Here is a 25,818-nt window from a genome sequence, read left to right as displayed (position 1 = left end):
CCGACCCCATCCCACCCGGTGCACCGAAGTACCGTGCAACCAAGGGGAATTGAGGGGCGCCTGACCATTACAGTGTGACACCACGGAGCCCCTTACGGAAGAACCTCTCAACCAAATTCTTCAGGTCTTGTTAATTCGATCTTGAAAATTAAGTACTGTGGGGCATGCTGGACGAACCACACACAGGGAGGGGTGCGCATGCCGACGGACTTCGCGGGCTGGCTCGCGTACATGCTGGGGCTACGGGGTCTCAGCCAGAAAGATCTGGCAGACACCGTTGGAGTGACGCCGGCGGCAGTCAACGGTTGGGTCAACGGGCGTGCCACGCCGAGATCCGAGAAGATGCTGGCGATCGCCGACGCCCTGGGGGTCACGGGGCTCGACGCTCTACACCATCGCGTTCCCGCCTCTGCTCCCGACGAACTCAAGTGGATCTTCCGCGCGGCCCCGGCGGACGGTGGCCGCGAAGGAGGCGGCGTGGCGGGCTTCGCGTTCTCGGCGAGCCTCGATGTCCTCGCGCGCGAGGCCACTCAGAACAGTATCGACGAGCGGCTCCCGGACGGGCCGCCCGTGCACTCCGCCTATACGCTGCACGAGCTGTCCGGACTGCATCTGAGGGACTTCCTCGACGCAGTGGGATGGGCGACGGTCGAAGAGCACATCGTCTCGGCTGCCGACCCCGCGCAGAAAGTGGGACGTGTCCTCAGGGACGGCCTGGAGCTCCTGCACCGTGAAGAGCGTCTCGTCCTCCTGCGCGTCGACGACTACCACGCGAACGGCCTGACGGGGCCGGAGTTCGGCGACGGCAGGTTCGCCCGCGTGGTCCGACGCACCTTGGACAGCGGCAAGGCGGGAGGCCAGGGCGGCTCGTACGGTCTGGGCAAGGCAGCCTTGTGGGCAGCCAGCCGCTTCGGGCTCGTCCTGGTGAACAGCACACTCTCTACCCCAGAGGAGGGGCGCAGCGAACACCGGATCTCAGGACGCCTGGAGCTCCCCTGGCACCGGCACGAGGGCTCCGAGTACGCTGGCCCAGCTTGGTTCGGGGTCCCCGACGCGGAGCGCAGCCAGACTGCCCGGTCCTGGTGGGGGGACGACAAGACCGCGGCCCGTCTGTACCTCACACGTGAAGAGGACGCGCCCGGTACCAGCCTGCTGATCGTCGGTGCCTACGACGGCTCCGGTCGTGCCGAAGGTCTGGAGGGGATGTACGAGCGTCTGGTTGACAGCTTGTCGACGAATTTCTGGGCGGCGATGGTCGGAGGTCGACGCGCCGACGCAAAAGTCCGTTGCTCTGTCGCGGCCTATCGCAACGGCACGTCCGTGCTGCCGCGCACCTACATCGACCCGCACGAGGTGGAGCCCGCCCGCGCCCGGGCAGTGCAGGCCTTCCTCGATGGGGAGACGGTCGAAGAGGTGACCGACCGGAAGCAGGTGCTCCAGACCGAGGTCCTCCTGGAATTGCGCGCGCGCAAGGACGGGACGCCAGCAGTGGGAGAGGGTTCGCACCGTGCGGTCCTCCTTATCGCCTCCGCGGACGACCAGGAGCCTGACCCCGACCACCTCACCTTGATGCGGTCGAGCAGGATGGTGGTGAAGTCGAAGAGGGTCGGCGAACTCCCACTGGGACACCGGGCTTTCCAGGCCGTCCTACTGGCAGGCAACGCCACTCTCGACGGTACCCCCGAAGCCGCGGCAGCGGAACAGATGCTGCGTGCGTCCGAGCCGCCGGATCACAACGACTGGGTGGGCACCGAGGACCTGACGGCAACCTACGAACGCGGGGCCCGTCAGAAGATCCTCGAATTCAAGCAAGGGGCCGAGCAGAAGGTCCGGGAGCTCCTACGCCCACAGCAAGGCGAGGAGGAAGAGGATGCCGGGCCCGTCGTCCTCACCGAACTGCTCCGCCTGGGGGCGCCCAAGGTGGCGGGGCCACGCAAGATACAAGCATTCCCGACGGTCAAGTCCGTGGAAGGGGACCTGGACGGGACGGGCGCCTGGGATCTCATCGTCACCGTCCGCATCCCTCAACAACGCAAGCCCACGGATGCATTGGTGATCCAACCTGTCCCCCGATTCTGGTTCGGTTCCGGACCGGGTGCTGCCGTCTCCTGGAAGGAGATCATCCCGTTGGACCGGTGTGAACTGACGCCTCTGGGCAACCTGGTGTGCGACCCACACGCGACGCAGGTGAGGTTCCGCGCGATTACCGACGTGACCAGCCACCCGGTCGTCGGAGCTATGTCGCGAGTGTCGGTCGACATCCGCCGGGCCCAGGAGGTCGTGGTATGAAGTCCGTCTTCCCCTACCAGATCCTCAGTCGCGACGTCCGACTGACGGTCGATGGTCTCCGCATCGACAACGTGCCGGCCCCCCTGGACGCCTACGTGAGCGACGCCCAGCAAGTCGTGGCACTTCAGGCTTTGACGGAGAGCAACGAGAACTGGCGTGAAGTCCGTCTCATGGTGTCGGTGACGGCAGACGCGGAGGAGCTGGCCAACGGACCGTGGCACGACATCGTATGTGTAGCCGTGGTCACCAACCGTAGGGCGAACGTGTACACCGTTTTCCCTCTGTCCTCAGACGGCACCGGCCGTTGGACAGGCGACGTGGAACTCCCACGTGGCGAGCACGTGGGCCGTAGCGAACTGACCGTCCGCGTGGTGGCGAGCGTCGATGGTGTCCCGGGACGCCTTATCGGCGCTGCGCCCGACCCCTGGTACATCGCGTTCCAAGCCAAGCAGCCGGTGGCAGACCGAGTGATTCCCATGCGGTGGGTCGAGTTCAGCAAGCAGGAGGGCTTCGAACAGTACGTGGACGATCCCTGGTTGCTGGACTTCGATGCCGGTGACCCCTTCCTCCACCTCAACTCGGAGTTCGACGGACTGCGTGAGGCCCTCCAACGTTCAGGAAGCGCCGAACAACGGCTTTTCGGCGAGGTGTTGGGCTCTCAGATCGCCACTGAAGTATGGGCGTCCCTCTTCGGCTCCGCCCTTTATGCGACGGAGCTGGACGCCGGCCAGGTCGTCTGGCCGGAAGGGTGGCTCGGTGACGTACTACGCGAGCTCCTGCCCGACATGTACCCGGACGTAGAGGTGGAGGAGAAGCTCGCCGAGCTGGTCGCCGAGCGCGTGGCCGGGGGTAGCGGTGCAGATCTGCAGCGTCGCCTGCACCATGCAGCGGGTCGTCGTGCCCTACGTACTCGCAAACTGTCCGCGGGACTGCGTGACCTGCGGAAGCTCTCGACCAAGAAGGAGATCCGATGACCCCGGCAGCCCCGAACGTACCGACGGACCGGCTGGGGCGATTGCCTGACACCATGGCAGCCAGCTTCCTCAGCCGTGCCGTGGTGGAGGAGGATGCCCCTGTCCCTGCGGAGCGGCTTCGGCAGGGGATCTCGTACTGGTTCCCGGACGAACGACGCTGGACGACCGGGGAACTCGATTCCCTCCTGGAGGAGTCGGCCGATCGGATCAGGACGGGCGGGTCGCCTGCCTCTTTGGACCAGTGGCTCGCCCCTCGTCTCCATTCCACGCTGCGTCTCACCCGCGCCGAGGCCACCGACAACCAGTTGTGGAACTACATAGGGCTGGTGATGGGAGCCGAACTGATCCGGCTCCGCTGGGGCCGTCCGGCGGGGGGAAGACGTATCGTCGGGCAGGCAGCCCGCTTCGCCGGACGTTGGGACATCCAGTACTTCTCCCGGCTCTGGTGGGCGGCGGAGTTGTTCCGGAACGGTGACGACTATGAGCCTGTCGTGACTGCCTGCGCGAACCAGGACGTCCTGCACACGGCCCTACGCCTCGACTTGGTGAACCATCGGCCGACAGCACAGGCCCTGCTGCGACTGCTGCAGAAGGAAGTGGTCCGCACCGGTAGGGACATCAACGGACTCGTAAAGGCAGCGGGCAGTGCAGCCAGCACGATTGTCTACGAGGTGGTCGCCCCGGACCAGCCGAGGGACCACGAGGCGCAGGCCGCCTGGATCGCCTCGCAGACCGATGTCTACTGGCAGCCGAACCGACTCCCACAGGGGCCGTTCGACGGTCGGGTCGACGAAAAGTCGGTGGCTCGCCTGGTCGCGCAATTCGAGGAGCTGTTCCGAACAGCCCCTGTCCGCGACAAAAAGGATGTCCGCGAGGAGACGACTAACGTGTGAGCGCGCCGTAGACCATCCCTGCCAGCGCCTTGGCGAGGCCGACAGGAACGGCGTTGCCGATCTGTCGGCCGATCTGGATCTTGCTGCCACTCCACTCGAAGTCTGCCGGGAAGCCCTGGATCAGCGCCGCCTCGTAGTGCGTGATGGGGCGGTGCGCCCAGGGGTGCAGGTAACGGCCCTTTTCGGGCTTGTAGAACTCGGTTCGGATCGTCACCGAGGGCCTGTCCCGGTACATGCGCCCCATGACGTCATGTGAGCCGTTGCGGTGGGCGAGCCATTTCTCGGTTGAGAGGTGTGGCGGCAGGTCGTGGCGATTGCCGCCCTCCGGGATCGCCCGATAGCGCTGCCGGGAGAGGTCCGTCGGATTCCGGCCGAAGTGGAGGTCTGTGGTCCGGAAAACGCCCGGGAGCAACGTGCCGAGTGGCTCGCACTTCCGGTCCGGCAGTTCGGTGGTGCTGGTCTCCTCCGACGTGTGTCTGAAGACCTCGTCCTCGACGGAGAGCCACTTCTTCGGGCCGCCGGCGCCGGGCAAAAACTTGTCGGCGTCCTTGCTGTGCGTCCGGTCCGGGTACGCAAGGTCATGAAGGTGCGTGAGGTCACGCCGGACGGCCACGACCATGACTCGACGACGGGCCTGCGGAACGCCGTAGTCGGCGGCATTCAGAACGGAATGCTGGACAAGCACGTAGTCCTTGAGCATTCCGTCGGGCTTTTCGGTGGCTTCGTGCAACAGGGCGAATTCCGGCGACCGAAGGAAGCGGTCAACATTCTCGACGATGAAGATTTTCGGCTTTATTGCGTTGACTACTCGCGCGTACTCTCGCCACAGTTTGTTACGTGGATCGTGACGATCTTCCTTGCCGAGACCTGAGAATCCCTGGCATGGCGGGCCGCCCAGGATGACGTCTGCATTGAGCGCCTGACGCTCGGGCGTCCAGTCTTCGATGTCCCCGGCATGAATGTGCTCGGTGCCGCCGGCCTCGTCCCCGAAGTTCAGCGCGTAGGTCGATGCGGCGGCGATGTCGTGCTCCACCGCGGCCACCGTCCGGAAGACAGGCGACGAACCGCCTTCCGGACGGAACGCGTGAAACCCTTGCGTGAAGCCGCCGCACCCGGCAAAAAGATCAACGACTGTGACGGAGGCGGAAGTCTGCGGCGTGCTCATGTGTGAGATCTTAGCCGGCCTTGGGTGTCATCCGTCCGCCGCACCGGTGGCTTGGAGAGCCCGGGCGATCTGCCGCCCCACGGCAGCCGCGAGTGGCGGGGGCACCGCGTGGCCGACCTGTCGATACGCATGAGTCTTCAACCCATGGAACCTCCAGGCGCCAGGGAAGCCCTGGACCAGAGCCGCCTGCGCCACGGTCAGAGCCGGCATCTCGTGGGGCTCCGCTTCGAGCTCCCAGCCCTTGCTCGACAGGTCCCACAAGACACTGGGCTTGTCGCGGGACTTCAGATCCTCCTGAGCGTCGGCATTGGCGACGGTGCCCCCGTTGATCCCGAGCGCCCGCCAGATGGTCTTGCTACCCGAAAGTCCCAGATCGGCGCCTCCCCGCCGGTCCGATCCGCCGACGAGCGTGGGTGCAACCCGCCGAGCGTGGGCCCGCCACTCATCGGCATGGGCCCAGCGGCGGGCGCGCATGGACGCGTGGAGTACGTCCCCCACCGTCGGCGCTTCCGGCGAAGGGTCCGGCCACCTGTACCCGTCCGCGTACTCTTCCTTCACCGCCACCATGAGTCCGTGCTCGCGATCCTGCGGGACACCGAAATCCTTGGCGTTCAGGATCCGCCAGTGCAACCGGTAGCCCAGGTGCTCCAGCTCTTTGCGGATCTCCTCGCGCTCCGCTGCGAACGCGTCGCCGTGGACCATCTCCGGAACGTTGTCGAACAGCACTGCCCGAGGTTGGACGGGGCCGACGAGATAGAGCGCGCAGCGGAAGAGCTCCCGCTCCTCCAGGTCCTCGGGACGCTTCGCCGTGGCCGCCGACTTGATGCGGGGCATACCGGCCGACAGGAGGTCCACATCGTAGACCTGCGTATGTTCGCCTGGTTCGAACTCTTCGAGCGAGGTCCGGATCACGTTCCAGTGCGGGCGATTCACGGCAAGGGTTTCACACGTTCTCACATCCTTTTCCACAAGGGCAGCAGGTTCGAACCCCACCGATTCCAGACCGAGTGCCATACCTCCCGCCCCTGCACAAATCTCGAGGGACTTCAGCGATTCGTTTGCGAGCATCACACTCCTGACAGAGCCCCATGATTTCGATCAATCTACTTCTCTCAGGAAGACGTATCCTCATCATTTTTGGACGAATCTTTTCGGCCAGCCACTGGTGCGGAGATCTCGAACCGGAGAGCCAGTTGGACGTGGCCTCGGGCTTGGGCTGTGGGTGGGGTGGGGCGGGTGCGGGTGAGGGTCAGGAGGGTGCGGAGGGCCTGGACGACTTCCGCGGGGGTGTCGCGGATCATCGACGGGGTCGCGCTGATCACCAGGATGCCGTGGGACTCCAGGCGCAGGCGGCGGTGGAGCGTGGCGTGCCAGGCGTCGCGGGTGTAGTGGTACTCCGCCGAGTCGATCTCCAGGGCCACGCCCTCGTCCGGCCAGTACGCGTCGGGAATGGCCAGGAAGGTGCCGTCCGGGGCGTACAGGCGGGCGTTCCACAGCGGGGTCGGGAGGTCCGTCGCCGTCAGGGTGTCCCGGGCCAGGGCCTCGGCGATCGAGCGGACCCCCACGACGAGTTCCGACGCGGCGGCGCGGACGGCCGGGCGGGTGAGGAGGCGGGCCGCGCGGAGCTCGGCGTGCAGGTCCTGCGGGTGGCACCAGCCGGCCTGGACGACGTGGGCCAGGGTCGAGCGGATGCGGTCGGGGTCCTCGGCACGGGCGGCGAAGTCGGCCGCCGCGCGCACCGGGCGGGTGCTCGGGACGCCGGACACCGCGATGGTGCGCGGCCAGCGCGCGGTGGCCAGCGGGCGGACCTCCGGGGTGCCGGTGAGCCGGCGCGGGGCGCGGATCAGGACGTCGGCCGGGGTGTGCGGGGCGTCGCGGATGCCGAGGAGGGCCAGGGCGGCGCCGCCGGTGAGGACGGCCGTGTCGCCGGAGAGCGGGTCCGTGGTGGGTTCGGCGGCGTACAGGACGGCGGCGAGGGCGCGCTGGCGGTGGTCCGGGGGGCCGGTCTGGAGGAGGTAGACCCGGGGGAGCAAGCGCTGCCAGGGCCCGCCCGGGCGGGTGCGGGAGGTGATGGTGCCCTCCGGGATCCCGGAGGCGGCGAGCTGGTGGCGGGTGGCCAGGTTGAGTTGCCTGCGAGCCGTCTGCGCCGCCGCCCGGTTCGGTCCCCGGTTCTGTTCCCGGTCCCGTCCCCGGTTCGGTCCCCGGTTCTGTTCCCGGTGCGTCGGCCGCTTCGTCTGAGGTGTGGTGATCATGCCCGCGGTATGCCCGGTCCGGGGCACCGGCACCCCTGGGCCGCACCCTTCGGATCAGCGCGGGCCCGGCCCTGATCCGCCGGACACCCCCTCGGCGCCCGGGTGTCCCGGGGAGAGGAAGACGATCACGCCCGTCTGCGTGCCCGGGCGGGCCGTGACCTCGTGCCAGCCCAGGCGGCGGTACGTGGCCACCGTGTCGGTGGCCAGGCGGGAGGTCAGCAGCCAGGCCCGGCGGTCCGGGGCGTCGGCGGTGATCTCCGTGAGCAGGGTGCGGCCGGTGCCGTGACCGCGCGCGTACGGGCGTACGGCGAGCTCGTCTATCTCCAGCGCGCCCGTCAGGAGTTCCCGCACCCGCGCCGGGCCGAGCTGGGCGGCGACCTGGGCGTACCCGCGGTCCTTGGGGAAGGTCGCCGGGGTGAGCCAGCCGGTGGCGAAGCCGTCGATGCCGGTCGCGGACTGGGCGAGGGCCGTACGGAAACCGCGGCGCCGACTGTCGCTCTGCAGCCGGACCGCGAATTGACGAATGGTTTCTGCGTCCTCGTTCCAGGGCGGGGCGGAGAAGGTGTCGGCATAGGCGTCGACCAGTTCGTCCGCGAGGTCGAGGACGGCCTGTCCGTAGCAGATCACGATGTCCGAGCTCCTCTTTTTCCCGTTCGGGATGGGAGAGTCAATTTATGCCGGATCGGTTCCCCGAGGCACGTATCGCACGGATCCGGCGAGTGTGCGACAAATCCCCTCCCCGTCTTCCGTGTCGGGGACCTCGCGGGCGCGTTGAGCAGCCCGTGGACAGACTGATTCGGGCGGCCGGCCGCTGCGTGCTCGCCTTCCTCCTCGTCCTGGGCGTGGTGGCGCTGCTGCCGCGCGCCGTCAAGGACGCCCTACCGGACGGTGTGATCGGCGGAGCGGTGCTCGTTCTCGGGGCGCTGGGCGCCCGCCGGGTGGTCAGGCCCCCGCGTTAGCCTCGTAGCCTCGCAGTAATACAAGTGAGATCAGACGATTTGAGGAGTTGGGCATGGCGCGCGTACCGAGTTCCGCAGTGGCGGCCGCCGGACTGGTCGGCGGGTACGCCGTCGCCCGGTGGACCAAGAAGCGCCCGCTGGGCGGGGTCGTCCTCGGCGCCGCCGGACTGGCCGCCGGACGGGAATGGCACCGGCGCGGCGGCACCCCCGCGGCGGCCGGGCTCGGCGCGCTGTACGTCGCCGGCTTCGCGGGCGCGCACCCGCTGGCCAAGAAGGTCGGGGCCTGGCCGGCCGTCCTCGGGGCCGCGGCCGTCGTGGCGACCGCCTCCTGGGTCGTCGCCGACCGCGGCTGAGCCGGGGCGCGGCCTACGCCCCCAGCGCCTGCGACACCGTGTAGATCATCAGTCCGGCCAGGGCGCCGACCACCGTGCCGTTGATGCGGATGAACTGCAGGTCCCGGCCGATGTGGGCCTCGATCTTCCGCGACGTGTGCTCGGCGTCCCACCCGGCCACGGTGTCAGTGATCAGCGAGGTGATCTCGGTCCGGTACGTGGTCACCACGTACACCACCGCACCCTCGATCCAGCCCTCCACCTTGTCCTGGAGCCGGCCGTCCGTGGCCAGCCGCGCCCCCAGCGACAGCAGTGAGGACCGGACCCGCAGCCGCAGCTCGCTGTGCTCGTCCTCCGCCGCCGAGATGATCATCGCCCGGATCGCGGTCCAGGCGGAGGCGATCACGTCCTGCACCTCCCCGCGCTGGAGGATCTCCGACTTCAGGCGCTCCACGCGGGCCCGGGTGTCCGTGTCCGACTGGAGGTCGGCCGCGAAGTCCGTCAGGAACCGGTCCACCGCCCCGCGCGCCGGGTGCTCCGGCATGTCCCGCATCTCCGTCAGGAAGCGGAGCAGCTCCTTGTACACGCGCTCGCCGACCTTGCGGTCCACGAAGCGCGGGGTCCAGCCGGGCGCCCCGCCCTGGACCGCGCCCATCACCGACTCCCCGTGCGTCACCAGCCAGTCGTGGGCCTTGACGCAGACGAGGTCGACGACGCGGCGGTGCCCGCCGTCCGCGACGACCTTTTCCAGGGTCTTGCCGATCCCGGGTGCGATCTCGGCGGTCTCGGCCCGCCGCGTGATGGCCTCCCCCACCACGGCCTGCACATCGGAGTCGCGCAGTACGGTCAGGGCCCCGCGCAGCGCGGTGGCCAGCTCGGCCGTGACCCGGTCGGCGTGCGCGGGCTCGGCCAGCCAGGATCCGAGGCGGGCGCCGATGCCGAGGGCGTGCAGACGGGCGCGGACCACGTCCGGGGAGAGGAAGTTCTCGCCGACGAACTCCCCGAGGGAGACGCCGAGCTGATCCTTCTTGGTCGGGATGATCGCGGTGTGCGGGATCGGCAGGCCGAGCGGACGCCGGAAGAGCGCGGTGACGGCGAACCAGTCCGCGAGCGCGCCGACCATGCCGGCCTCGGCGGCGGCCCGGACGTAGCCCGCCCAGGCGCCGGCGCCGGCGTGCTCCGCCCACGTGGTCAGTACGTAGACCAGTGCGACCAGGATCAGCAGGCCGGTCGCGGTGGTCTTCATGCGGCGGACGCCGCGGCGGCGCTCCTCGTCGGCCTCGTTGAACACGAACCCGCCGGTGCCGATGCGGGTACCTGCGGCCTTGGTGCGGTGGTCCACGTGTTCCTCCCTTCCCCCGGGCGCCGGTTTTGTCTGCATAGCATCCGACTCCCGGGACCCCTCAGGAGTTCCCGGCGCGCCGATCCGCCGCCCGCCCTACAGCTCCTTGCGGAGGTTCGGGCCGTCACCCAGGGACTTCGGGCGCTTCGGGGACTTCGGGGACTTCGGCGGCTTGACCTTGACCTCCACCCCGCCCCAGAAGGCCAGGCCCGTCACGACCACCCTCGGGGCGCCCGGGCCCACCGGGCCCGGGGTGTCGCGCTGGTCGAAGGCGCCCATGAAGCCGAAGCCCCGTACGTCGACCTCCACGCCCGGCGGGACCGTGATCTGGATGCCGCCCATGATCGCGATGCAGTTGATCACGACCTCGCGCTCCGCGAAGTTCGCCTCGCGCAGGTCGAGGTCGCCGCTGCCCCAGAACGCCACCGCGTCCAGCCGCGGCGGCACCGTCCAGGTGCCCTTGCGCTGGAACGAGGACATCACCGCGACCGCCGCCGAGGCCGACGCCGGTATGCCGCCGCCCCCGATCCGCGAGGCCCACGAGCCGTCCGCCGCCTGGGCCGGGGCCGGCGGCGCGGCCGCGAGCGGCATCGGGTGCCCGCCCGGCGCCGGCAGATCGCTGGTGATCGGTTCCAGTTCCGCGTACGTCTTCGACTTGTACGCGGCCTCCAGCCGCTCCTCGAACTCCTCCATGTCGATCCGGCCCTCGGCGACGGCGTCCCGCAGACGCTCCACCACCCGCTCGCGGTCGGCATCCGACGCCCTCAGCTCCGGCAACGGCTTCTCCGGCCGCTCGTCAGTCATGGGGACCAGCCTATGTAGTCGTGCGGAAGAGTTGTATGGCCCAACCCTGGTACCAGCCCCCGCACATCCCTGATTTACCCCTGGCCCCGCTCGTACATCCTCGCGATGACGTCCTCGATGTCCGGCTCCCGCACCGACAGGTCCAGCAGCGGATACCGAGCCGCCACCTCCGCCACCAGCGGCGCCGCCGAGGCCCCCGCCGGGAACGCCAGCCACTGCCGCGGCCCGTCCACCTTCACCACCCGCGCCCCCTCCACGCTGATCTCCGGAAGCTCCCGCTCCAGGTCGACCACCAGCGTGCGCTCGCCGCCGCCCTCCCCCATCGAGTGCAGGCCGGCCAGTGCCCCGTCGTACATCAGGCGCCCTTGGTCGATCACCATCACCCGCTCGCACAGCTGCTCGATGTCCTGGAGGTCGTGCGTCGTCAGCAGCACGGTCGTGCCGAGCTCCGCGTTCAGCTGCCGCAGGAAGGCCCGTACCTTCGCCTTGCTCACCACGTCGAGCCCGATCGTCGGCTCGTCCAGGTACAGCACGTCCGGGTCGTGCAGCAGCGCCGCCGCGATGTCCCCGCGCATCCGCTGCCCCAGCGACAGCTGCCGTACCGGTACGTCCAGCAGCTCGGCCAGGTCGAGGCGGTCCACGCACCGCTCCAGGTTCTCCTCGAAGCGCGCCCGCGGGATCCGGTACATCCGCCGCATCAGCCCGTACGAGTCCTTCAGCGGCAGGTCCCACCACAGCGTGGTCCGCTGCCCGAACACCACCCCGATCCGGTGCGCCAGCCGCATGCGCTCCCGCGCCGGGTCGATGCCGGCGACGCGCAGCCGGCCGCCGCTCGGGGTGAGGATGCCGGTCAGCATCTTGATCGTCGTCGACTTCCCGGCGCCGTTGGGCCCGATGTAGCCGACCACCTCCCCCCGCGCCACCTCGAAGCTGATCCCGTCCACGGCCCTGACCTGCCGTTTCTCCCGGCGCATCAGACCCGTCCGGCGCCGTACGTCGAAGACCTTCTCGACCCCCTCCAGCTCGATCAGCGCATCCCCGCCCACGCCGCTCACCCCTCCCACACCGCTCACCCTCAGCTCCCCGTACTCCGGTACGAACGAAGTCCCGCGCGCCAAGCCAGCGAAGCGGGCACGAATACAGCCACCGCCACCAGCGGGCTCACGAACGCCACCCACCCCGGCAGCCCCAGCGGATACGGCCGCCCCAGCACGTACAGCGCCGGCAGCCAGTTCACGAAGGCCAGCGGCACGATGAACGTGACCCCGCGCAACAGGTCCTTCGCGAACACCGTCGGCGGGTACTGGAGCATCGTGTTCCCGCCGTACGTGAAGGAGTTCTGCACCTCCGCCGCGTCGCCGGCGACGAACTGGAACGCCGCCCCGGCCACCATCACCGCCCCGAAGATCGCCGCCCCGGCCAGCACCATGACGGGCACCAGCAGCACCTTCCCGGCCGTCCACTCCACGTCCAGCTGCGAGACCGCCCAGACCAGCACCGCCAGCCCCTGCCCGATCCGCCCCACCCGGCGCAGCGCGAAGCGGTCGGCCGCGACCTGCGCGAGCACCGGGACCGGGCGCACCAGCATGGTGTCGAGCGAGCCGTCGCGGATCCGGACGCCGATCCGGTCCGTATTGCCGAGGAGCAGGTCCGCCAGTCCCAGGGAGGCCGAGGAGGACCCGTACAGGAGGGCGATCTCGGGCAGCGTGAAGCCGCCCAGCACGTCCACGTGCGAGAACATGATCCAGATCGCGACGAAGTCGAGCAGCGTGATCGCCGCGTTCCCGAAGGTGGAGAGGAAGAACGACGTCCGGTACGCCATCGTCGACCGGACCCACATCGCCACGATCAACCCGTAGCCGCGCAGCCCCTCCACGGCCCGGATCCGCACCGGCACCAGGGGTGGTACCGGCAGTACGGGCAGTACGGGCGCGCCCTTCGGTCCACCGGACCGCGCCGGCGCCACCGCACTCTCGACCGCTTCCGCCTCAGCCACCCTGGACGACCACCTTCCGTGTCGCGGCCGACTGCAACAGCCGCCCCGCGCCCAGCAGTACGAGCGCCCACACCGACTGGAAGGCCAGCGCCCGCACCGCGCCCCCGGCGCCGGAGTGCACGCCCATCAGCACGTCCAGCGGAACCTGGATCATCGCCGACCACGGCAGGACGCGGACGAACTCCCCGAAGCCGCCCGGGAACACCGTCAGCGGCAGCAGCATCCCGGAGAAGAAGACCGTGACGACGACGGCCACCAGATTGATCCCCGCCCCGTCCATCAGCCAGAACGCGGCCAGCCCCAGCAGGTACCGCACCCCGAAGCTGACGAGCAGCGCGAGGACGACGGACACCAGGAACAGCAGCCAGCGCAGCGGGTCGGCGGGCAGGGCCAGTTGGAACGCCAGCGCCCCCGCGAGCAGCGGCACCACCCCGCGCCCGAGCAACTGGAAGCCGGCCCTCCCCAGATCGGCGGCGAGCCACCACATCTGGAGGTCGGCCGGCCGGTACAGGTCGACGGCGATGTCACCCGTACGGATGCGCTCCTGCATCTCCTCCTGGAAGCCGCCGCCGATGAGCGCGCCCGCGGCCAGCAGCGACTGGCTCACCCAGACGAACGTCAGCGCCTGCGCCTGGTCGTAGCCGCCCAGCCCGGGCCGCTCGTCCCACAACGCGACGTACGTGTACGCGAGGACGAAGCCGAAGACGGTGTTGGTGAACACCCCGGCCGCCGTCGCCGTCCCGTAGGTGGCGTAGCGCCTGAACCCGCCGGCCGCGACGGCCGGATAGAGCCGCGCTCCGCGCACGGTGGCGCGCACGGTCCCGCGAACCGTTCCCCGAGCCGTTCCGTGCGGTATCCCGCGAGCCGTTCCCTGGCGCACCGTATCCCTCCGATTTCCCGGTCGTTCCTACGTCGGCCAAAGCGCGCGAGCTTAGTGCGGAGGGGCGATCCACGCGACCGATTTACGCCCGTCCGACGCGGAATGAGCGGCCATCGGGTAGACAGCATGGGGTACAGACGTGGATATTTCGTACGGCGTCGAGGAGTCCTGGCGATGAGCGACCAGTCACCACCACCGGGCTGGACCCCTCGTGACCCGGACACCCCCGCAGGGCAGCAGCCGGCAGGGCAGGCGCAGCCGCAGCCGCAGCCGTCACAGAACGCCCAGAAGCCGGCCGGTGACCGGCAGGCCCGCCGAGCCGCCAAGAGGGCCGCGCGGAGACGGAAGCGGACCGGCTGGCGCCGCCTCGTCCCCACCTGGCGCGTGGTCCTCGCCACCGTCGTGCTGCTCGGCCTGCTGATCGTCGGCGCGTTCGTCGCCGGCTACCTGCTGGTCCACATCCCGCCCGCCAACGCCGCCGCGACCGCCCAGTCCAATCTCTACCTGTACGCCGACGGCTCCCAGCTCGCCCGTGACGGCGAGGTGAACCGCGTCAACGTCCCGCTCTCGCAGATCCCCCGCACCGTCCAGGAGGCCGTACTGGCCGCGGAGGACCGGGACTTCCACTCCGAGCGGGCCGTCGACCCCAAGGCCATGGTCCGCGCCGCCTGGAACACGGCGACCGGCAAGGGCACCCAGTCCGGCTCCACCATCACCCAGCAGTACGTCAAGAACTACTACCTGGGCCAGGAACAGACCATCAAGCGCAAGGTCAAGGAGTTCTTCATCGCGATCAAGCTCGGTCGCGAGAAGTCGAAGGACTACATCCTGGAGGGCTACCTCAACACCAGCTACTTCGGCCGCAACGCGTACGGCATCCAGGCCGCCGCCCAGGCCTACTACGGCAAGGACGTCGACAAACTCACCACGGCCGAGGGCGCGTACCTCGCCACCCTCCTCAACTCCCCCAGCGCCTTCGACGTCGTCGCCCACCCCCAGAGCCGCGAGCGCGCGCTCGCCCGCTGGAACTACGTACTCGACGGCATGGTCAAGAAGCAGTGGCTGCCCGCGGCCGAGCGGGCCGCCATCCGCTTCCCCGAACCCGGCAAGGTCCGCCCGGCCGCCGGGCTCTCGGGCCAGCGCGGCTATCTCGTCGAGGCCGTGAAGGACTACATCGTCGATCACAAGATCCTCGACGAGAAGACCCTCGCCGAGGGCGGCTACCGCATCACCACCACCATCGACAAGCGCCGGGAGAACGCCTTCGTCGAGGCCGTCGACGAGAAGATGGCCGGCGAGCTCGACCCGGAGAAGCGCAAGGCCGACCGGGTGGTACGGGCCGGCGGGGTCTCCATCGACCCGGCCACCGGCAAGGTCGTCGCCATGTACGGGGGCATCGACTACACCAAGCAGTACGTCAACAACGCGACCCGGCACGACTACCAGGTGGCGTCCACCTTCAAGCCGTTCGTGTTCGCGTCCGCCGTCGAGAACGACTCCCGCACCCAGGACGGCCGCCTGATCACCCCCAACACCCTCTACAACGGCGACAACAAGCGCCGCGTGGTCGGCACCCGGACCCCGTACGCCCCTGAGAACGAAGGGCAGATCTCGTACGGGAACATCACCGTCAACACCGCCACCGACCTCTCCGTCAACGCCGTCTTCGCGCAGATGGTCGTCGACGTCGGCACCGCCAAGGTCAAGCAGACCGCGATCGACCTCGGCATCCCCGAGGACACCCCGAACTTCGACGCCGGTCCGGCCATGGCGCTGGGCACCATGCAGGCCAGCGTCCTGGACATGACCCAGGCCTACGCGACCCTCGCCGACCACGGCCGCCACACCCCCTACACCCTCGTCGAGAAGATCGAGAAGGGCGACGACGACGTCCACCTGCCCGACCGCACCCCGAAGCAGGCCATCAGCCGCGAAGCCGCCGACACCACCACGTCCATGCTGGTCAGCGTCGTCGACAACGGCACCGGTACGGCGGCCCTCGCCGCCGGGCACCCGGCCGCCGGCAAGACCGGCACCGGCGAACTGGACCGCTCCGCCTGGTTCGCGGCGTACACCCCGGACCTGGTCACGGTCGTCTCGATGATGGGTCAGGACCCGGATACGGGCGCCCTGGAATCCCTGTACGGGGCGCTCGGCGAGGCCCGCATCGGGGGCGGCGGGTACCCGGCGCGGATCTGGGCGCAGTACACGAAGTCGGCCCTGGAGAACAGCGACCCCCTGGACTTCGACCTCGATCTCCAGCCGGGCGCGGCTCCGTCCCCGCCGCCGTTCGTCCCGAGCAGCCCGGAGCCGTCGGAGGACGAGAGCACCCCGCAGTCCCCGGCCCCGCCGAGCAGGCCGAACCGCCCGGGCCGGCCGACGCCGCCCACCGGCGGCCAGGACCAGGGCGGGCGCAGCCAGGGTCAGAGCCAGGGCCAGAACCAGGGGCAGACCACCGGGGGCCAGACCCCGGAGGGCGACACCACAGCGGGCCAGAGCGACGCGGGCACCTCCGCCGGAACGAGTGCGGGGACGACCGGCGGCGCCACGACGGGCTCGACGGCGGGCGCCCCGGGCGGCGTGACGGGCGGCCTGCGCAGCCGCCCGTCGTCGGAGTACCTGGAGTAGCCGCCCCCGGAAGGGGGGCGGGGGTCAGTGACCGGAGGTCGCCTTCAGCCCCACCACGGCGACCAGCAGCAGGCAGATGAAGAAGATCCGGGCGGCGGTGACGGGCTCACCCAGCACCGCCATCCCGAGCACCGCGGCGCCGGCCGCGCCGATGCCCACCCATACGCCGTACGCGGTACCGATGGGCAGGGTCTTGGCGGCGTACGAGAGCAGCACCATGCTGGCGACGATCCCGGCACCGGTGAACACGCTGGGCCACAGCCGTGTGAAGCCCTCCGTGAACTTCATACCGATCGACCAGCCGACTTCGAGCAGACCGGCGACGAGAAGCAGAACCCAGGCCATGACGGGCACCTCCGGAAACGAGAGCGAACGGGGTGCGTCGTCTTGTCGTCCAGCAACAGCTACCCGGTACGGCGCGTCTCGTCGGGGGTTCCCCACCACCGTAGCAAAGCCCGTGCGAAAGGGCCGGTGACACCGGTCACCGGCCCTTTCGCACGCTTGCGGACAGCGCTTACAGATAGAGCCCGGTGGAGTCCTTGGCCCCCTCCAGCCGCTCCGCGGCCACGGCGTGCAGGTCCCGCTCGCGCATCAGCACGTACGTGGCACCCCGCACCTCGACCTCGGCCCGGTCCTCCGGGTCGTAGAGCACCCGGTCACCCGGCTCCACACTGCGTACGTTCTGCCCGACCGCGACCACCTCGGCCCAGGCCAGCCGCTTGCCCACGGCAGCGGTCGCCGGGATCAGGATGCCGCCGCCCGAGCGCCGCTCGCCCTCCGGCGAGTCGGACTTCACGAGCACACGGTCGTGCAGCATGCGGATGGGCAGCTTGTCGTGGGTGGTGGTCTTGGTGTCTTCGCTCACGTCACGAACCTACCCGCCCGCGCCCGGCCCGTGTGCCGCAGGGCCATCAGCGCTTGCGCCGGGCCGACACCACGAGCAGGCCGATCACACCGGCCGCGAGCAGCGCGACGGGTGCGATCCGCTCGTAGCGCGGGGCGCCGTCCTCGTGGCGCAGGCCGTCCCGTACGTCCGTCAGGAGGCGGTTCACGGCGACGACGGCACGCCCGGCGGTGTGGTCCACGGTCGAGACGACCCTGGCCTTCGCGTCCCCGATGATCGTCGTCGGGTGCAGGCGCACGCCGATCTCGTCGAGCGTTTCGGCGAGCTCCTCGCGGCGGCGGACGATGTCCGCCTCGATCTGTGCGGGGGTCCTGGCTTCGGGCACCGCGCTGCCTCCGTCGTCGTCGGGTCGGATAGGGGGCGTAGCCCACCATGAACAGTCTGTCAGCTTAGTCTCGGACCGTACCGATCCCCTCCCGAGGAGACTGTTGACATGAGCGAGCGACTCCAGCCGGGCGACACCGCCCCCGCCTTCACCCTGCCCGACGCGGACGGCAACGAGGTCTCGCTCGCCGACCACAAGGGCCGCAAGGTGATCGTGTACTTCTACCCGGCTGCGCTGACGCCGGGTTGCACGAAGCAGGCCTGCGATTTCACGGACAACCTGTCGGTGCTGGCCGAGGCCGGCTACGACGTGATCGGCGTGTCCCCGGACAAGCCGGAGAAGCTGGCGAAGTTCCGCGAGAAGGAGCACCTGAAGGTCACCCTGGTCGGCGACCCGGACAAGCAGGTACTGGAGGCCTACGGCGCGTACGGCGAGAAGAAGCTGTACGGCAAGACGGTGACGGGTGTCATCCGCTCCACGGTGATCGTGGACGAGGAGGGCAAGGTCGAACGGGCCCTCTACAACGTCAAGGCCACGGGCCACGTCGCCAAGATCATCAAGGACCTGGGCGTCTGACGGATCCCGCCCTTCCCGGCAGCGGCCCGCACCCTCCCGGTGCGGGCCGCTCCGCTCGGAGGTCGACCACACCGACGGGGACCGGGGCGACGACCGCCGGGAGAACCTCCGGCCGCCGCGCCCCAACTGCCATGCGACGGCGGACGCGTGGCGTCGCGGAGGGCGGCGAGGGCCAGTCGCCGATTGAGGCGGCGCCGCCGTACACTGGGCGCGGCAAGCCGGGCCTGATGTCCGAATTGATGAATATGTCGCGGTTGTGGTGGAATTGGCAGTCACGCTGGGTTTAGGTCCCAGTGGGGTAAAACCCGTGGGGGTTCGAGTCCCCCCAACCGCACCAGCGAGAAGGCCCCGTACGCGGACACCGCGCACGGGGCCTTCTCCGCGTGCGGACCCTCAGCCGACCAGGGCGCGGATGAAGGGGAGCAGGGCGCGGAAGGCCTGGCCGCGGTGGGAGATGGCGTTCTTTTCCGCCGGGGTGAGTTCCGCGCAGGTGCGGGTGGTGCCCTCGACCTGGAGGATCGGGTCGTAGCCGAAGCCGCCCGTGCCCGCCGGGGCGTGGCGGAGGGTGCCCGGGAGGCGGCCTTCGACCACGCGTTCGGTGCCGTCCGGGAGGGCGAGGGCCGCCGCGCACGCGAAGTGGGCTCCGCGGTGCTCGTCGGCGATGTCCCCGAGCTGGGCCAGCAGCAGGTCCAGGTTCGCCCGGTCGTCGCCGTGCTTGCCCGCCCACCGCGCCGAGAAGATGCCGGGGGCGCCGTTCAGGACGTCCACGCAGAGGCCGGAGTCGTCGGCGATCGCCGGCAGGCCGGTGGCCCGGGCCAGGGCGTGCGCCTTGAGGAGGGCGTTCTCGGCGAAGGAGACGCCGGTCTCCTTGACGTCCGGGACCTGCGGGTACGCGTCCGCGCCGACCAGCTCGTGCGGCAGGCCGGCGTCGGACAGGATGGCGTGGAGCTCGGCGATTTTGCCCGCGTTGCGGGTGGCGAGGATCAGGCGGCTGCTCATGCCGCCATTATCCCGCGCCGCCGATCCCCGGTTCCGGGCGCCCGTCAGCCCGGGGTGCAGACCTTCGAGAGTTCCTTCGCCGCGTCGGCGACCGGCTGGATGTCCGGGTTGGCGTTGCCGTTCTCGATGGCCGTGCGGACGTTCTTCACCGCCGTGGTCATGGAGGAGACGGCCTTGCTCAGATCGGCGTTGTCCGTCTGGTCGCCGACCTTCTTGAGGTTCGTCTCGATCTGGTTCAGCGCGTTCTGGGCGTCCTGCGGGCTGTTGCCTGCCTGCGAGACCGCCTGCTGGAGGTCGTTGGCCCCGTCCGTGATCGCCACGGCCGTGTTCGCGCAGTCCATCGCCGTCGAGATCGCGTCACAGGACGTCAGCGCCGGTACGGCGAGAGCCGCTGCGAGCACGACCGCCGCTATGCGGTGCTTCGGGTTCATGTTCGGGTCTCCCAGTAATCGACACGGATGCGAGGACGGGCGCACGGCTTTGACACCGTGCGCCCGTATCCAGGGGGACGCACCGGCGGCCCCCGCGGTTCTCACTGCCGCCCGGGGGCTGCCCGGGGGCTGCCCGGAGGCGTGCCTACAGCTGGAGCGCGCCCAGCTGGATGGCCTCCAGGTCGGCGCAGCCGCCGGCGGCCAGGTCCAGGAGGGCGTTGAGCTCCTTGCGGTCGAACGGCTCGCCCTCGGCGGTGCCCTGGACCTCGACGAAGCGGCCGTCGCCGGTGCAGACCACGTTCATGTCGGTCTCGGCGCGCACGTCCTCCTCGTAGCAGAGGTCGAGCAGCGGGACGCCGTCCACGATGCCGACGCTGACGGCGGCGACGGTGCCGGTGAGCGGCTTGCGGCCGGCCTTGATCAGCTTCTTCTGCTGGCCCCAGGCCACGGCGTCGGCCAGGGCCACGTAGGCGCCGGTGATGGCGGCGGTACGGGTGCCGCCGTCGGCCTGGAGGACGTCGCAGTCCAGGACGATGGTGTTCTCGCCCAGCGCCTTGTAGTCGATGACGGCGCGCAGGGAGCGGCCGATGAGGCGGGAGATCTCGTGGGTGCGGCCGCCGATCTTGCCGCGTACGGATTCGCGGTCGCCGCGGGTGTTGGTGGAGCGGGGCAGCATCGAGTACTCGGAGGTGACCCAGCCTTCGCCGCTGCCCTTGCGCCAGCGCGGGACGCCTTCGGTGAAGGAGGCGGTGCAGAAGACCTTGGTGTCACCGAAGGAAATGAGGACGGAGCCCTCGGCGTGCTTGCTCCATCCGCGTTCGATGGTGACCGGGCGGAGCTGTTCGGGCGTACGGCCGTCGATGCGAGACATGCGTCCGAGCCTAGTCGGTGGCCTGATCGGTAAGACACCCCTGGGAACGGGTACGCGAAGACCCCGTCCGGGTGGGTCCGGTACGGGGTCTGGCGGAGGTTCGAGCGGGAGCTCAGCTCACATCATGTCTTCGATGTCGGCGGCGATCGGGTCGGCGTCGGTGCCGATGACGACCTGGATCGCGGTGCCCATCTTGACGACGCCGTGGGCGCCGGCGGCCTTCAGCGCGGCCTCGTCGACCAGTGCGGGGTCCTTGACCTCGGTGCGCAGGCGGGTGATGCAGCCCTCGACCTCTTCGATGTTGTCGATGCCGCCGAGCCCGGCGACGATCTTCTCAGCCTTGGTGGCCATGTTTTCTCCCTGAGTTCTACGAAGAACGACCTGCGCAATCCGCTTTGTCACGGTAACGCACGGTTGGCCCATCTACGCGAGCGCATGACCGGGGTCTGCCGAATCATGACGATCAGCAGCAGCCTGCCCCGTAACTGGTCTACACCAGTGTGCCGCACGTGCTGCCCCTGCCAAAACGGGCCGTTCAGGGAGGACGCCGATGAGTGCGAGCAGCGCCCCAGCAGCACCGCAGCGGAAGTGGTGGAGCGGCTTGTACCCGGGGCTGCAGAAGATGGGGCGGAGCCTGCAGCTGCCGATCGCGGTGCTGCCCGCGGCCGGGCTCCTCAACGGGCTCGGGCAGCCCGGCGTCTTCGGCGAGGACGGCCTGAAATGGACCATCGTGTCCAAGGTGATGGTGGCGGCGGGCGGCGCCCTGCTGAACGCGGACCTCGGCCTGCCGCTGCTCTTCTGCATCGGTGTCGCGATCGGCATGGCCAAGAAGGCCGACGGCTCGACGGCCCTCGCGGCGGTGGCGGGCTTCCTCGTCTACCGGGGCGTGCTGCACGCCTTCCCCAACATCTGCCCGGTCGGCACCGCGGACATCGGCGGCGGCTGCCTGGGGCCGAACAACACCTTCGTGGAGTTCACGTACCAGAACCCCGGAGTGTTCGGCGGCATCATCATGGGCCTGCTCGCCGCCTGGTTCTGGCAGCGCTTCCACCGGGTCAAGCTGGTCGACTGGCTGGGCTTCTTCAACGGCCGCCGCCTGGTCCCGATCATCATGTCCTTCGTGGCGATCGGGTTCGCGGCGCTCTGCCTGTGGATCTGGCCGCCGGTCGGCAGCGCGCTGGAGAGCTTCTCCGACTGGCTGGTGGGACTGGGCTCCTGGGGTGCCGGAATCTTCGGCGTGGCCAACCGCGCGCTGCTGGTGATCGGCCTGCACCAGTTCCTGAACGTGCCGGTGTGGTTCCAGTTCGGCAGCTACACCAAGCCGGACGGGCAGACGGTGCACGGAGACATCAACATGTTCCTGGCGGGCGACCCGAACGCGGGGCAGTTCCTGAGCGGCTTCTTCCCGATCATGATGTTCGCGCTGCCCGCGGCGGCGCTGGCGATCACGCACTGCGCGAAGCCGGCCCGGCGCAAGGAGGTCGGCGGTCTGATGCTGTCGGTGGCCCTGACGTCCTTCGTCACCGGCATCACCGAGCCGCTGGAGTACTCGTTCCTCTTCGTGGCACCGGTGCTGTACGCGATCCACGCGGTGCTGACGGGCGTGTCGATGGCGGTGACGTGGGCACTGGGCGTCCACGACGGCTTCAGCTTCTCGGCGGGTCTGATCGACTACGTCATCAACTTCGGCCTGGCGACGAAGCCGCTGTTGATCATCCCGATCGGCCTGTGTTTCGCGGCGGTGTACTACGCCGTCTTCCGCTTCGCGATCACGAAGTTCAACATCCCGACCCCCGGACGCGAGTCGGACGAAGAGATCGCGGCGATGGAGGCGGAGAACACGAAGGCGTAACGGACCCGCACCGCGCGAGGCCCCCGGATCCACGGATCCGGGGGCCTTCCGCACGTGTGGTGTAGACCACAGGAAATCGAAGGTTCCTTATCTATCCCCGACCATGCTACAACTGGTCTACACCACCCATTGGTGTAGACCACGCAAGCCCGGTCCGGAGCTCGCGTACCCCCATTTTGAGACGCCGCCATCCCCCGTTGCACTCGCTGGGCGGCGCCTTGCCTTCTGGAGGAACCTCATGTCCACAGCCACCGCTGCGGAAAAGAAGAAGGGCGCGGGCGTGATGGCCGTCATGCAGCGCATCGGCCGGAGCCTCATGCTCCCCGTTGCGGTGCTCCCGGCCGCCGCGCTGCTCGTCCGTCTCGGCGACAAGGACATGCTCGGCGATCCCTCGCTGCCGACGTTCCTGACCAAGATAGCCGGATACATGTCCGCCGGCGGTGGTGCGATCCTCGACAACATGGCGCTGCTGTTCGCCGTGGGCATCGCGATCGGCTTCGCCAAGAAGTCCGACGGCTCGACCGCGCTCGCCGCGGTGACCGGCTACCTGGTCTTCAAGAACGTGCTCGCCACGTTCACCGACTCGAACCTGCCGAAGGTGGCCAAGGCCGTCGACGGCAAGGTCGTCATGATCGACGCCCCGGTCGACGCCAAGGTGCTCGGCGGTGTCGTCATGGGCATCGTGGTCGCCCTGATCTACCAGAAGTTCTACCGGACCAAGCTGCCCGAGTGGGCGGGCTTCTTCGGTGGCCGCCGTCTGGTCCCGATCCTCTCGGCCTTCGCCGGTCTCGTCATCGGCATCGTCTTCGGCCTGATCTGGCCGGTCCTCGGCACGGGTCTGCACAGCTTCGGTGAGTGGCTCGTCGGCTCCGGCGCCGTCGGCGCGGGCATCTTCGGTGTCGCCAACCGTGCGCTGATCCCGGTCGGCATGCACCACCTGCTGAACTCCTTCCCGTGGTTCCAGGCCGGCGAGTTCCAGGGCAAGAGCGGCGACATCTCCCGCTTCCTGGCCGGTGACCCGAGCGCCGGACAGTTCATGACCGGCTTCTTCCCGATCATGATGTTCGCCCTCCCGGCCGCCTGCCTCGCGATCGTGCACTGCGCCCGCCCCGAGCGCCGCAAGGTCGTCGGCGGCATGATGTTCTCCCTCGCGCTGACCTCCTTCGTCACCGGTGTGACCGAGCCGATCGAGTTCACGTTCATGTTCATCGCCCCGGTCCTGTACGCGATCCACGCGGTGCTGACCGGTGTCTCCATGGCCCTGACGTGGGGTCTGGGCATGAAGGACGGCTTCGGCTTCTCCGCCGGCGCCATCGACTACCTGCTGAACCTGGGCAAGGCCACCAACCCGCTGGGCCTGGCGGTCGTGGGCCTGTGCTTCGCCGCGGTCTACTACGTGGTCTTCCGCTTCGCGATCACGAAGTTCAACCTCCCGACGCCGGGCCGCGAGTCCGACGAGGAGCTCGCCGAGCTGCTCAAGGCCGAGGCCAAGTAGGCGCACCCGCGTACGGCGAAGCCCCCGCTCTCCCCTTCCGGGAGGGCGGGGGCTTCCTCGTGCGCGGAGCCGGAACGCCTCGCTCAGACCTCGTAGACGGCGCCCGCGTACGCCACGTCCACCGGGCCCCCGTAGACGGCGCGGGCGTCGGCCAGGTTCTGGCCGGCGTCGGTCCACGGCGGGATGTGCGTGAGGACCAGCCGGCCGACCCGGCCGCCGTGCGCGAACTCCCCGGCCTCGCGGCCGTTGAGGTGGAGGCCCGGGACGTCCTCCTTGCCGTGCGTGAAGGAGGCCTCGCACAGGAAGAGGTCCGTGCCCTCGGCCAGCATCCCCAGTTCGGGGCAGACACCCGTGTCGCCGGAGTACGTCAGGGAGCGGCCGCCGTGCTCGACGCGGATGCCGTAGGCCTCGACGGGGTGGCTGACGCGTTCGGTGCGGACCGTGAACGGGCCGATCTCGAAGCTGCCGGACTTCAGGTTCCGGAAGTCGAAGACCTCGCTCATGGAGCGCTCGTCGGGGACGTCGTCGTAGGCGGTCGTCAGGCGCTTCTCGGTGCCCTCGGGGCCGTAGACGGGGATCGCGGCGCACCGTCCGCCCTCGTGGCGGTAGAACCGGGCGACGAAGTACGCGCACATGTCGATGCAGTGGTCGGCGTGCAGATGGCTCAGGAAGATCGCGTCGAGGTCGTAGAGACCGACGTGGCGCTGCAGCTCGCCCAGGGCGCCGTTGCCCATGTCGAGGAGCAGCCGGAAGCCGTCGGCCTCGACGAGGTAGCTCGAGCAGGCCGATTCCGCGGACGGGAACGACCCCGAGCAGCCGACGACGGTGAGCTTCATGGAGCGAGAACCTCCGGGGACGGTCCGTGGACGGAATGCGGGCCGTGCGTGGGTCGAGCGTAAGGCGCGAAACGTCAGGTCGCTCCTCCGCGGCAGGCCGTTGTGGGGGGAATCACCTGTGCTGTCACCCGGGGGAGCGACGGTGGGCACGGACGTGCCGGTGCCGTGCCGTGCCGGGGTGCGCGGGCGCGGCTACCTTCGGTATATGGACACGTCCTGGTGGCCCGCGGCGGCCGCGGTGGTGGCCGTGGTGCTGGTGGTGCTGGTCGCGGGGCGGCGGCCGGGACTCGCCCGGCGGACCCCGCCGCCGCACGGGCCGGGCGCGGCTCCGCAGCCGCGGGCCGGTGAGCTGTGGTCCCTCAAGGACGGGCGGCTGTGCCTGGTGCTGGCGGTGGCGTCCGTACGGGCCCACCGGGCGCGGGTCGCGTGGATCACCGGGAAGTACGACGACCGGCGGGCCGGGGTGATCCCGCTGCCGCCGGGGACGGTCGGGGCGCAGGGCCGGGCGGGCTTCCTGGAGGCGGACCGGCCGGCGGAGGTGTGGGTGTGGGAGTTCGCCGCCCGGCTGGGAGTCCTGGATCCCGCGGTGTGGGACGAGGTCAAGGGACTCGGAGGTGGCGCGTGATCCGGTTGCGGCGCGTGTACGACCCCCCGGAGCCGGGGGCCGACGGCGTGCGGGTCCTCGTGGACCGGCTGTGGCCGCGGGGCCTGGCGAAGGCGGTGGCCGAGGTGGACGAGTGGCCGAAGGCGGTGACCCCGTCCGGGGAGCTGCGGAAGTGGTTCCACGGGGGCGGGGGCTCGCCGCAGGAGTTCCGGGTCCGCTACGAGGCGGAGCTGGCGGGGCCGGAGGCGGTGGCGGAGCTCCGGCGGCTGCGCGCCCTGGCCGAGGCGGGGCCGGTCACCCTGCTGACGGCGGTCAAGGACCCGGCGTCGAGTCACGCCGCCGTCCTGGCGGAGCTGCTGTCCCGCTGACGCCCCGGCCGGTGGAGCGGGCCGGGCGGCCGGACCGCTGCCC

28 protein-coding genes, 1 tRNA gene and 1 riboswitch are annotated in these 25,818 nt (G+C 69.7%); of the genes, 12 read left to right on the top strand and 17 right to left on the bottom strand.

The window, feature by feature from the left end:
* Positions 1–198: 198 nt before the first annotated feature.
* The 3 genes from K7B10_RS25455 to K7B10_RS25445 are packed head-to-tail and all read left to right on the top strand — an operon-like array spanning position 199 to position 4,156.
* Positions 199–2,289 carry a helix-turn-helix transcriptional regulator gene (locus tag K7B10_RS25455; RefSeq protein WP_229339412.1) on the top strand — a complete coding sequence of 697 codons (2,091 nt, stop codon included), beginning with the start codon at positions 199–201 and terminating at the stop codon, positions 2,287–2,289.
* On the top strand, positions 2,286–3,263 hold the full coding sequence (locus K7B10_RS25450; RefSeq protein ID WP_229339410.1) for a hypothetical protein: 978 nt from the start codon (positions 2,286–2,288) through the stop codon (positions 3,261–3,263). Before K7B10_RS25455 ends, K7B10_RS25450 begins: the two co-directional genes overlap by 4 nt.
* On the top strand, positions 3,260–4,156 hold the full coding sequence (locus tag K7B10_RS25445) for a DUF6339 family protein (RefSeq protein WP_229339408.1): 897 nt from the start codon (positions 3,260–3,262) through the stop codon (positions 4,154–4,156). Before K7B10_RS25450 ends, K7B10_RS25445 begins: the two co-directional genes overlap by 4 nt.
* Here the strand turns inward: K7B10_RS25445 and K7B10_RS25440 are convergent.
* From K7B10_RS25440 to K7B10_RS25425, 4 genes are all read right to left on the bottom strand, one after another.
* Positions 4,146–5,321 (bottom strand): DNA cytosine methyltransferase, encoded by a 1,176-nt coding sequence (locus tag K7B10_RS25440; RefSeq protein WP_229339406.1) that lies wholly within the window; start codon positions 5,319–5,321, stop codon positions 4,146–4,148. The genes K7B10_RS25445 and K7B10_RS25440 overlap by 11 nt on opposite strands.
* 27 nt (positions 5,322–5,348) lie before the next feature.
* Positions 5,349–6,335: a DNA cytosine methyltransferase gene (locus K7B10_RS25435; RefSeq protein ID WP_229339404.1), complete on the bottom strand. Its 987-nt coding sequence runs from the start codon at positions 6,333–6,335 to the stop codon at positions 5,349–5,351.
* 98 nt (positions 6,336–6,433) lie between these two features.
* The gene (locus tag K7B10_RS25430; RefSeq protein ID WP_229339402.1) at positions 6,434–7,573 is read right to left on the bottom strand and encodes a hypothetical protein; all 1,140 of its coding nucleotides are present in this window, start codon (positions 7,571–7,573) and stop codon (positions 6,434–6,436) included.
* Positions 7,574–7,627: 54 nt separating this feature from the next.
* Positions 7,628–8,200, bottom strand: a complete 573-nt coding sequence (locus tag K7B10_RS25425; RefSeq protein ID WP_229339400.1) for a GNAT family N-acetyltransferase — start codon at positions 8,198–8,200, stop codon at positions 7,628–7,630.
* Between the two features lie 155 nt (positions 8,201–8,355).
* On the opposite strand from K7B10_RS25425, the gene K7B10_RS25420 reads away from it, so the two are divergent.
* Both K7B10_RS25420 and K7B10_RS25415 read left to right on the top strand, forming a co-directional pair.
* Entirely contained in the window at positions 8,356–8,532 is a 177-nt protein-coding gene (locus tag K7B10_RS25420; protein WP_229339398.1) for a hypothetical protein, read from the top strand.
* 53 nt (positions 8,533–8,585) lie between these two features.
* Positions 8,586–8,885: a hypothetical protein gene (locus tag K7B10_RS25415; protein ID WP_134075632.1), complete on the top strand. Its 300-nt coding sequence runs from the start codon at positions 8,586–8,588 to the stop codon at positions 8,883–8,885.
* A 13-nt stretch (positions 8,886–8,898) separates the two neighbouring features.
* Here the strand turns inward: K7B10_RS25415 and K7B10_RS25410 are convergent, their stop codons facing one another.
* The 5 genes from K7B10_RS25410 to K7B10_RS25390 form a co-directional block, all read right to left on the bottom strand.
* Positions 8,899–10,245 carry a DUF445 domain-containing protein gene (locus tag K7B10_RS25410; RefSeq protein WP_267501466.1) on the bottom strand — a complete coding sequence of 449 codons (1,347 nt, stop codon included), beginning with the start codon at positions 10,243–10,245 and terminating at the stop codon, positions 8,899–8,901.
* Between the two features lie 57 nt (positions 10,246–10,302).
* Complete coding sequence (locus tag K7B10_RS25405) at positions 10,303–11,010, bottom strand: DUF1707 SHOCT-like domain-containing protein (RefSeq protein WP_229339397.1); 708 nt, start codon at positions 11,008–11,010, stop codon at positions 10,303–10,305.
* A gap of 74 nt (positions 11,011–11,084) precedes the next feature.
* Entirely contained in the window at positions 11,085–12,083 is a 999-nt protein-coding gene (locus K7B10_RS25400; RefSeq protein ID WP_372481460.1) for an ABC transporter ATP-binding protein, read from the bottom strand.
* 2 nt (positions 12,084–12,085) lie between these two features.
* Positions 12,086–12,934 (bottom strand): ABC transporter permease, encoded by an 849-nt coding sequence (locus K7B10_RS25395; RefSeq protein WP_229345393.1) that lies wholly within the window; start codon positions 12,932–12,934, stop codon positions 12,086–12,088.
* A 64-nt stretch (positions 12,935–12,998) separates the two neighbouring features.
* The gene (locus K7B10_RS25390) at positions 12,999–13,823 is read right to left on the bottom strand and encodes an ABC transporter permease (protein WP_229339395.1); all 825 of its coding nucleotides are present in this window, start codon (positions 13,821–13,823) and stop codon (positions 12,999–13,001) included.
* 237 nt (positions 13,824–14,060) lie between these two features.
* Here K7B10_RS25390 and K7B10_RS25385 point away from each other — a divergent pair, with 237 nt between their 5' ends.
* Positions 14,061–16,514 carry a transglycosylase domain-containing protein gene (locus K7B10_RS25385; protein ID WP_229339392.1) on the top strand — a complete coding sequence of 818 codons (2,454 nt, stop codon included), beginning with the start codon at positions 14,061–14,063 and terminating at the stop codon, positions 16,512–16,514.
* Positions 16,515–16,538: 24 nt separating this feature from the next.
* On the opposite strand, the gene K7B10_RS25380 is transcribed toward K7B10_RS25385, so the two are convergent.
* From K7B10_RS25380 to K7B10_RS25370, 3 genes are all read right to left on the bottom strand, one after another.
* Entirely contained in the window at positions 16,539–16,859 is a 321-nt protein-coding gene (locus K7B10_RS25380) for a DMT family transporter (RefSeq protein WP_030158619.1), read from the bottom strand.
* A gap of 31 nt (positions 16,860–16,890) precedes the next feature.
* Positions 16,891–16,969: riboswitch (guanidine-III (ykkC-III) riboswitch) on the bottom strand.
* 59 nt (positions 16,970–17,028) lie between these two features.
* The gene (locus tag K7B10_RS25375) at positions 17,029–17,331 is read right to left on the bottom strand and encodes a GroES family chaperonin (protein ID WP_229345391.1); all 303 of its coding nucleotides are present in this window, start codon (positions 17,329–17,331) and stop codon (positions 17,029–17,031) included.
* 94 nt (positions 17,332–17,425) lie between these two features.
* Positions 17,426–17,743: a DUF3618 domain-containing protein gene (locus K7B10_RS25370; protein ID WP_030866493.1), complete on the bottom strand. Its 318-nt coding sequence runs from the start codon at positions 17,741–17,743 to the stop codon at positions 17,426–17,428.
* Positions 17,744–17,851: 108 nt separating this feature from the next.
* Here K7B10_RS25370 and bcp point away from each other — a divergent pair, with 108 nt between their 5' ends.
* Positions 17,852–18,319, top strand: coding sequence for a thioredoxin-dependent thiol peroxidase (gene bcp, locus K7B10_RS25365; protein ID WP_229339390.1), 468 nt, complete (start codon positions 17,852–17,854; stop codon positions 18,317–18,319).
* Between the two features lie 250 nt (positions 18,320–18,569).
* Positions 18,570–18,656 (top strand) — tRNA-Leu (locus K7B10_RS25355).
* A 56-nt stretch (positions 18,657–18,712) separates the two neighbouring features.
* Here K7B10_RS25355 and rdgB read toward each other — a convergent pair.
* The 4 genes from rdgB to K7B10_RS25335 all read right to left on the bottom strand — a co-directional run bounded on the left by rdgB (position 18,713) and on the right by K7B10_RS25335 (position 21,043).
* On the bottom strand, positions 18,713–19,318 hold the full coding sequence (gene rdgB, locus K7B10_RS25350) for an RdgB/HAM1 family non-canonical purine NTP pyrophosphatase (protein WP_229339388.1): 606 nt from the start codon (positions 19,316–19,318) through the stop codon (positions 18,713–18,715).
* Between the two features lie 44 nt (positions 19,319–19,362).
* Positions 19,363–19,749 carry a hypothetical protein gene (locus tag K7B10_RS25345; RefSeq protein WP_229339386.1) on the bottom strand — a complete coding sequence of 129 codons (387 nt, stop codon included), beginning with the start codon at positions 19,747–19,749 and terminating at the stop codon, positions 19,363–19,365.
* Between the two features lie 145 nt (positions 19,750–19,894).
* Entirely contained in the window at positions 19,895–20,620 is a 726-nt protein-coding gene (gene rph / locus K7B10_RS25340) for a ribonuclease PH (protein WP_030299875.1), read from the bottom strand.
* Between the two features lie 117 nt (positions 20,621–20,737).
* The gene (locus tag K7B10_RS25335) at positions 20,738–21,043 is read right to left on the bottom strand and encodes a PTS sugar transporter subunit IIB (protein WP_267501465.1); all 306 of its coding nucleotides are present in this window, start codon (positions 21,041–21,043) and stop codon (positions 20,738–20,740) included.
* Between the two features lie 127 nt (positions 21,044–21,170).
* On the opposite strand from K7B10_RS25335, the gene K7B10_RS25330 reads away from it, so the two are divergent.
* Both K7B10_RS25330 and K7B10_RS25325 read left to right on the top strand, forming a co-directional pair.
* Entirely contained in the window at positions 21,171–22,472 is a 1,302-nt protein-coding gene (locus K7B10_RS25330; RefSeq protein ID WP_229339384.1) for a PTS transporter subunit EIIC, read from the top strand.
* 238 nt (positions 22,473–22,710) lie between these two features.
* Positions 22,711–23,967 carry a PTS transporter subunit EIIC gene (locus K7B10_RS25325; RefSeq protein ID WP_229339382.1) on the top strand — a complete coding sequence of 419 codons (1,257 nt, stop codon included), beginning with the start codon at positions 22,711–22,713 and terminating at the stop codon, positions 23,965–23,967.
* An 83-nt stretch (positions 23,968–24,050) separates the two neighbouring features.
* Here K7B10_RS25325 and K7B10_RS25320 read toward each other — a convergent pair whose 3' ends face one another.
* A complete protein-coding gene (locus K7B10_RS25320) occupies positions 24,051–24,803 on the bottom strand; it encodes an MBL fold metallo-hydrolase (protein WP_229339380.1) in 753 nt (250 codons plus the stop codon).
* Between the two features lie 205 nt (positions 24,804–25,008).
* On the opposite strand from K7B10_RS25320, the gene K7B10_RS25315 reads away from it, so the two are divergent.
* Positions 25,009–25,428 (top strand): hypothetical protein, encoded by a 420-nt coding sequence (locus tag K7B10_RS25315; RefSeq protein WP_229339378.1) that lies wholly within the window; start codon positions 25,009–25,011, stop codon positions 25,426–25,428.
* The gene (locus K7B10_RS25310; protein ID WP_229339376.1) at positions 25,425–25,775 is read left to right on the top strand and encodes a DUF488 domain-containing protein; all 351 of its coding nucleotides are present in this window, start codon (positions 25,425–25,427) and stop codon (positions 25,773–25,775) included. Before K7B10_RS25315 ends, K7B10_RS25310 begins: the two co-directional genes overlap by 4 nt.
* Positions 25,776–25,818: the final 43 nt, after the last annotated feature.

The sequence above is a fragment of the Streptomyces flavotricini genome, from assembly GCF_020639365.1.
GTDB lineage: Bacteria > Actinomycetota > Actinomycetes > Streptomycetales > Streptomycetaceae > Streptomyces > Streptomyces flavotricini.
This window is presented reverse-complemented; position numbering and strand designations above follow the sequence as displayed.

Bases quoted from the DNA above. Each gene is read 5' to 3' on its own strand.
- K7B10_RS25455 (WP_229339412.1), top strand. From the start codon at position 199: ATGCCGACGGACTTCGCGGGCTGGCTCGCGTACATGCTGGGGCTACGG.
- K7B10_RS25450 (WP_229339410.1), top strand. From the start codon at position 2,286: ATGAAGTCCGTCTTCCCCTACCAGATCCTCAGTCGCGACGTCCGACTG.
- K7B10_RS25445 (WP_229339408.1), top strand. From the start codon at position 3,260: ATGACCCCGGCAGCCCCGAACGTACCGACGGACCGGCTGGGGCGATTG.
- K7B10_RS25440 (WP_229339406.1), bottom strand. From the start codon at position 5,321: ATGAGCACGCCGCAGACTTCCGCCTCCGTCACAGTCGTTGATCTTTTT.
- K7B10_RS25435 (WP_229339404.1), bottom strand. From the start codon at position 6,335: ATGGCACTCGGTCTGGAATCGGTGGGGTTCGAACCTGCTGCCCTTGTG.
- K7B10_RS25430 (WP_229339402.1), bottom strand. From the start codon at position 7,573: ATGATCACCACACCTCAGACGAAGCGGCCGACGCACCGGGAACAGAAC.
- K7B10_RS25415 (WP_134075632.1), top strand. From the start codon at position 8,586: ATGGCGCGCGTACCGAGTTCCGCAGTGGCGGCCGCCGGACTGGTCGGC.
- K7B10_RS25410 (WP_267501466.1), bottom strand. From the start codon at position 10,245: ATGCAGACAAAACCGGCGCCCGGGGGAAGGGAGGAACACGTGGACCAC.
- K7B10_RS25405 (WP_229339397.1), bottom strand. From the start codon at position 11,010: ATGACTGACGAGCGGCCGGAGAAGCCGTTGCCGGAGCTGAGGGCGTCG.
- K7B10_RS25385 (WP_229339392.1), top strand. From the start codon at position 14,061: ATGAGCGACCAGTCACCACCACCGGGCTGGACCCCTCGTGACCCGGAC.
- K7B10_RS25380 (WP_030158619.1), bottom strand. From the start codon at position 16,859: ATGGCCTGGGTTCTGCTTCTCGTCGCCGGTCTGCTCGAAGTCGGCTGG.
- K7B10_RS25375 (WP_229345391.1), bottom strand. From the start codon at position 17,331: ATGCTGCACGACCGTGTGCTCGTGAAGTCCGACTCGCCGGAGGGCGAG.
- bcp (WP_229339390.1), top strand. From the start codon at position 17,852: ATGAGCGAGCGACTCCAGCCGGGCGACACCGCCCCCGCCTTCACCCTG.
- rdgB (WP_229339388.1), bottom strand. From the start codon at position 19,318: ATGAGCAGCCGCCTGATCCTCGCCACCCGCAACGCGGGCAAAATCGCC.
- K7B10_RS25345 (WP_229339386.1), bottom strand. From the start codon at position 19,749: ATGAACCCGAAGCACCGCATAGCGGCGGTCGTGCTCGCAGCGGCTCTC.
- rph (WP_030299875.1), bottom strand. From the start codon at position 20,620: ATGTCTCGCATCGACGGCCGTACGCCCGAACAGCTCCGCCCGGTCACC.
- K7B10_RS25335 (WP_267501465.1), bottom strand. From the start codon at position 21,043: ATGGGCCAACCGTGCGTTACCGTGACAAAGCGGATTGCGCAGGTCGTT.
- K7B10_RS25330 (WP_229339384.1), top strand. From the start codon at position 21,171: ATGAGTGCGAGCAGCGCCCCAGCAGCACCGCAGCGGAAGTGGTGGAGC.
- K7B10_RS25325 (WP_229339382.1), top strand. From the start codon at position 22,711: ATGTCCACAGCCACCGCTGCGGAAAAGAAGAAGGGCGCGGGCGTGATG.
- K7B10_RS25320 (WP_229339380.1), bottom strand. From the start codon at position 24,803: ATGAAGCTCACCGTCGTCGGCTGCTCGGGGTCGTTCCCGTCCGCGGAA.
- K7B10_RS25315 (WP_229339378.1), top strand. From the start codon at position 25,009: ATGGACACGTCCTGGTGGCCCGCGGCGGCCGCGGTGGTGGCCGTGGTG.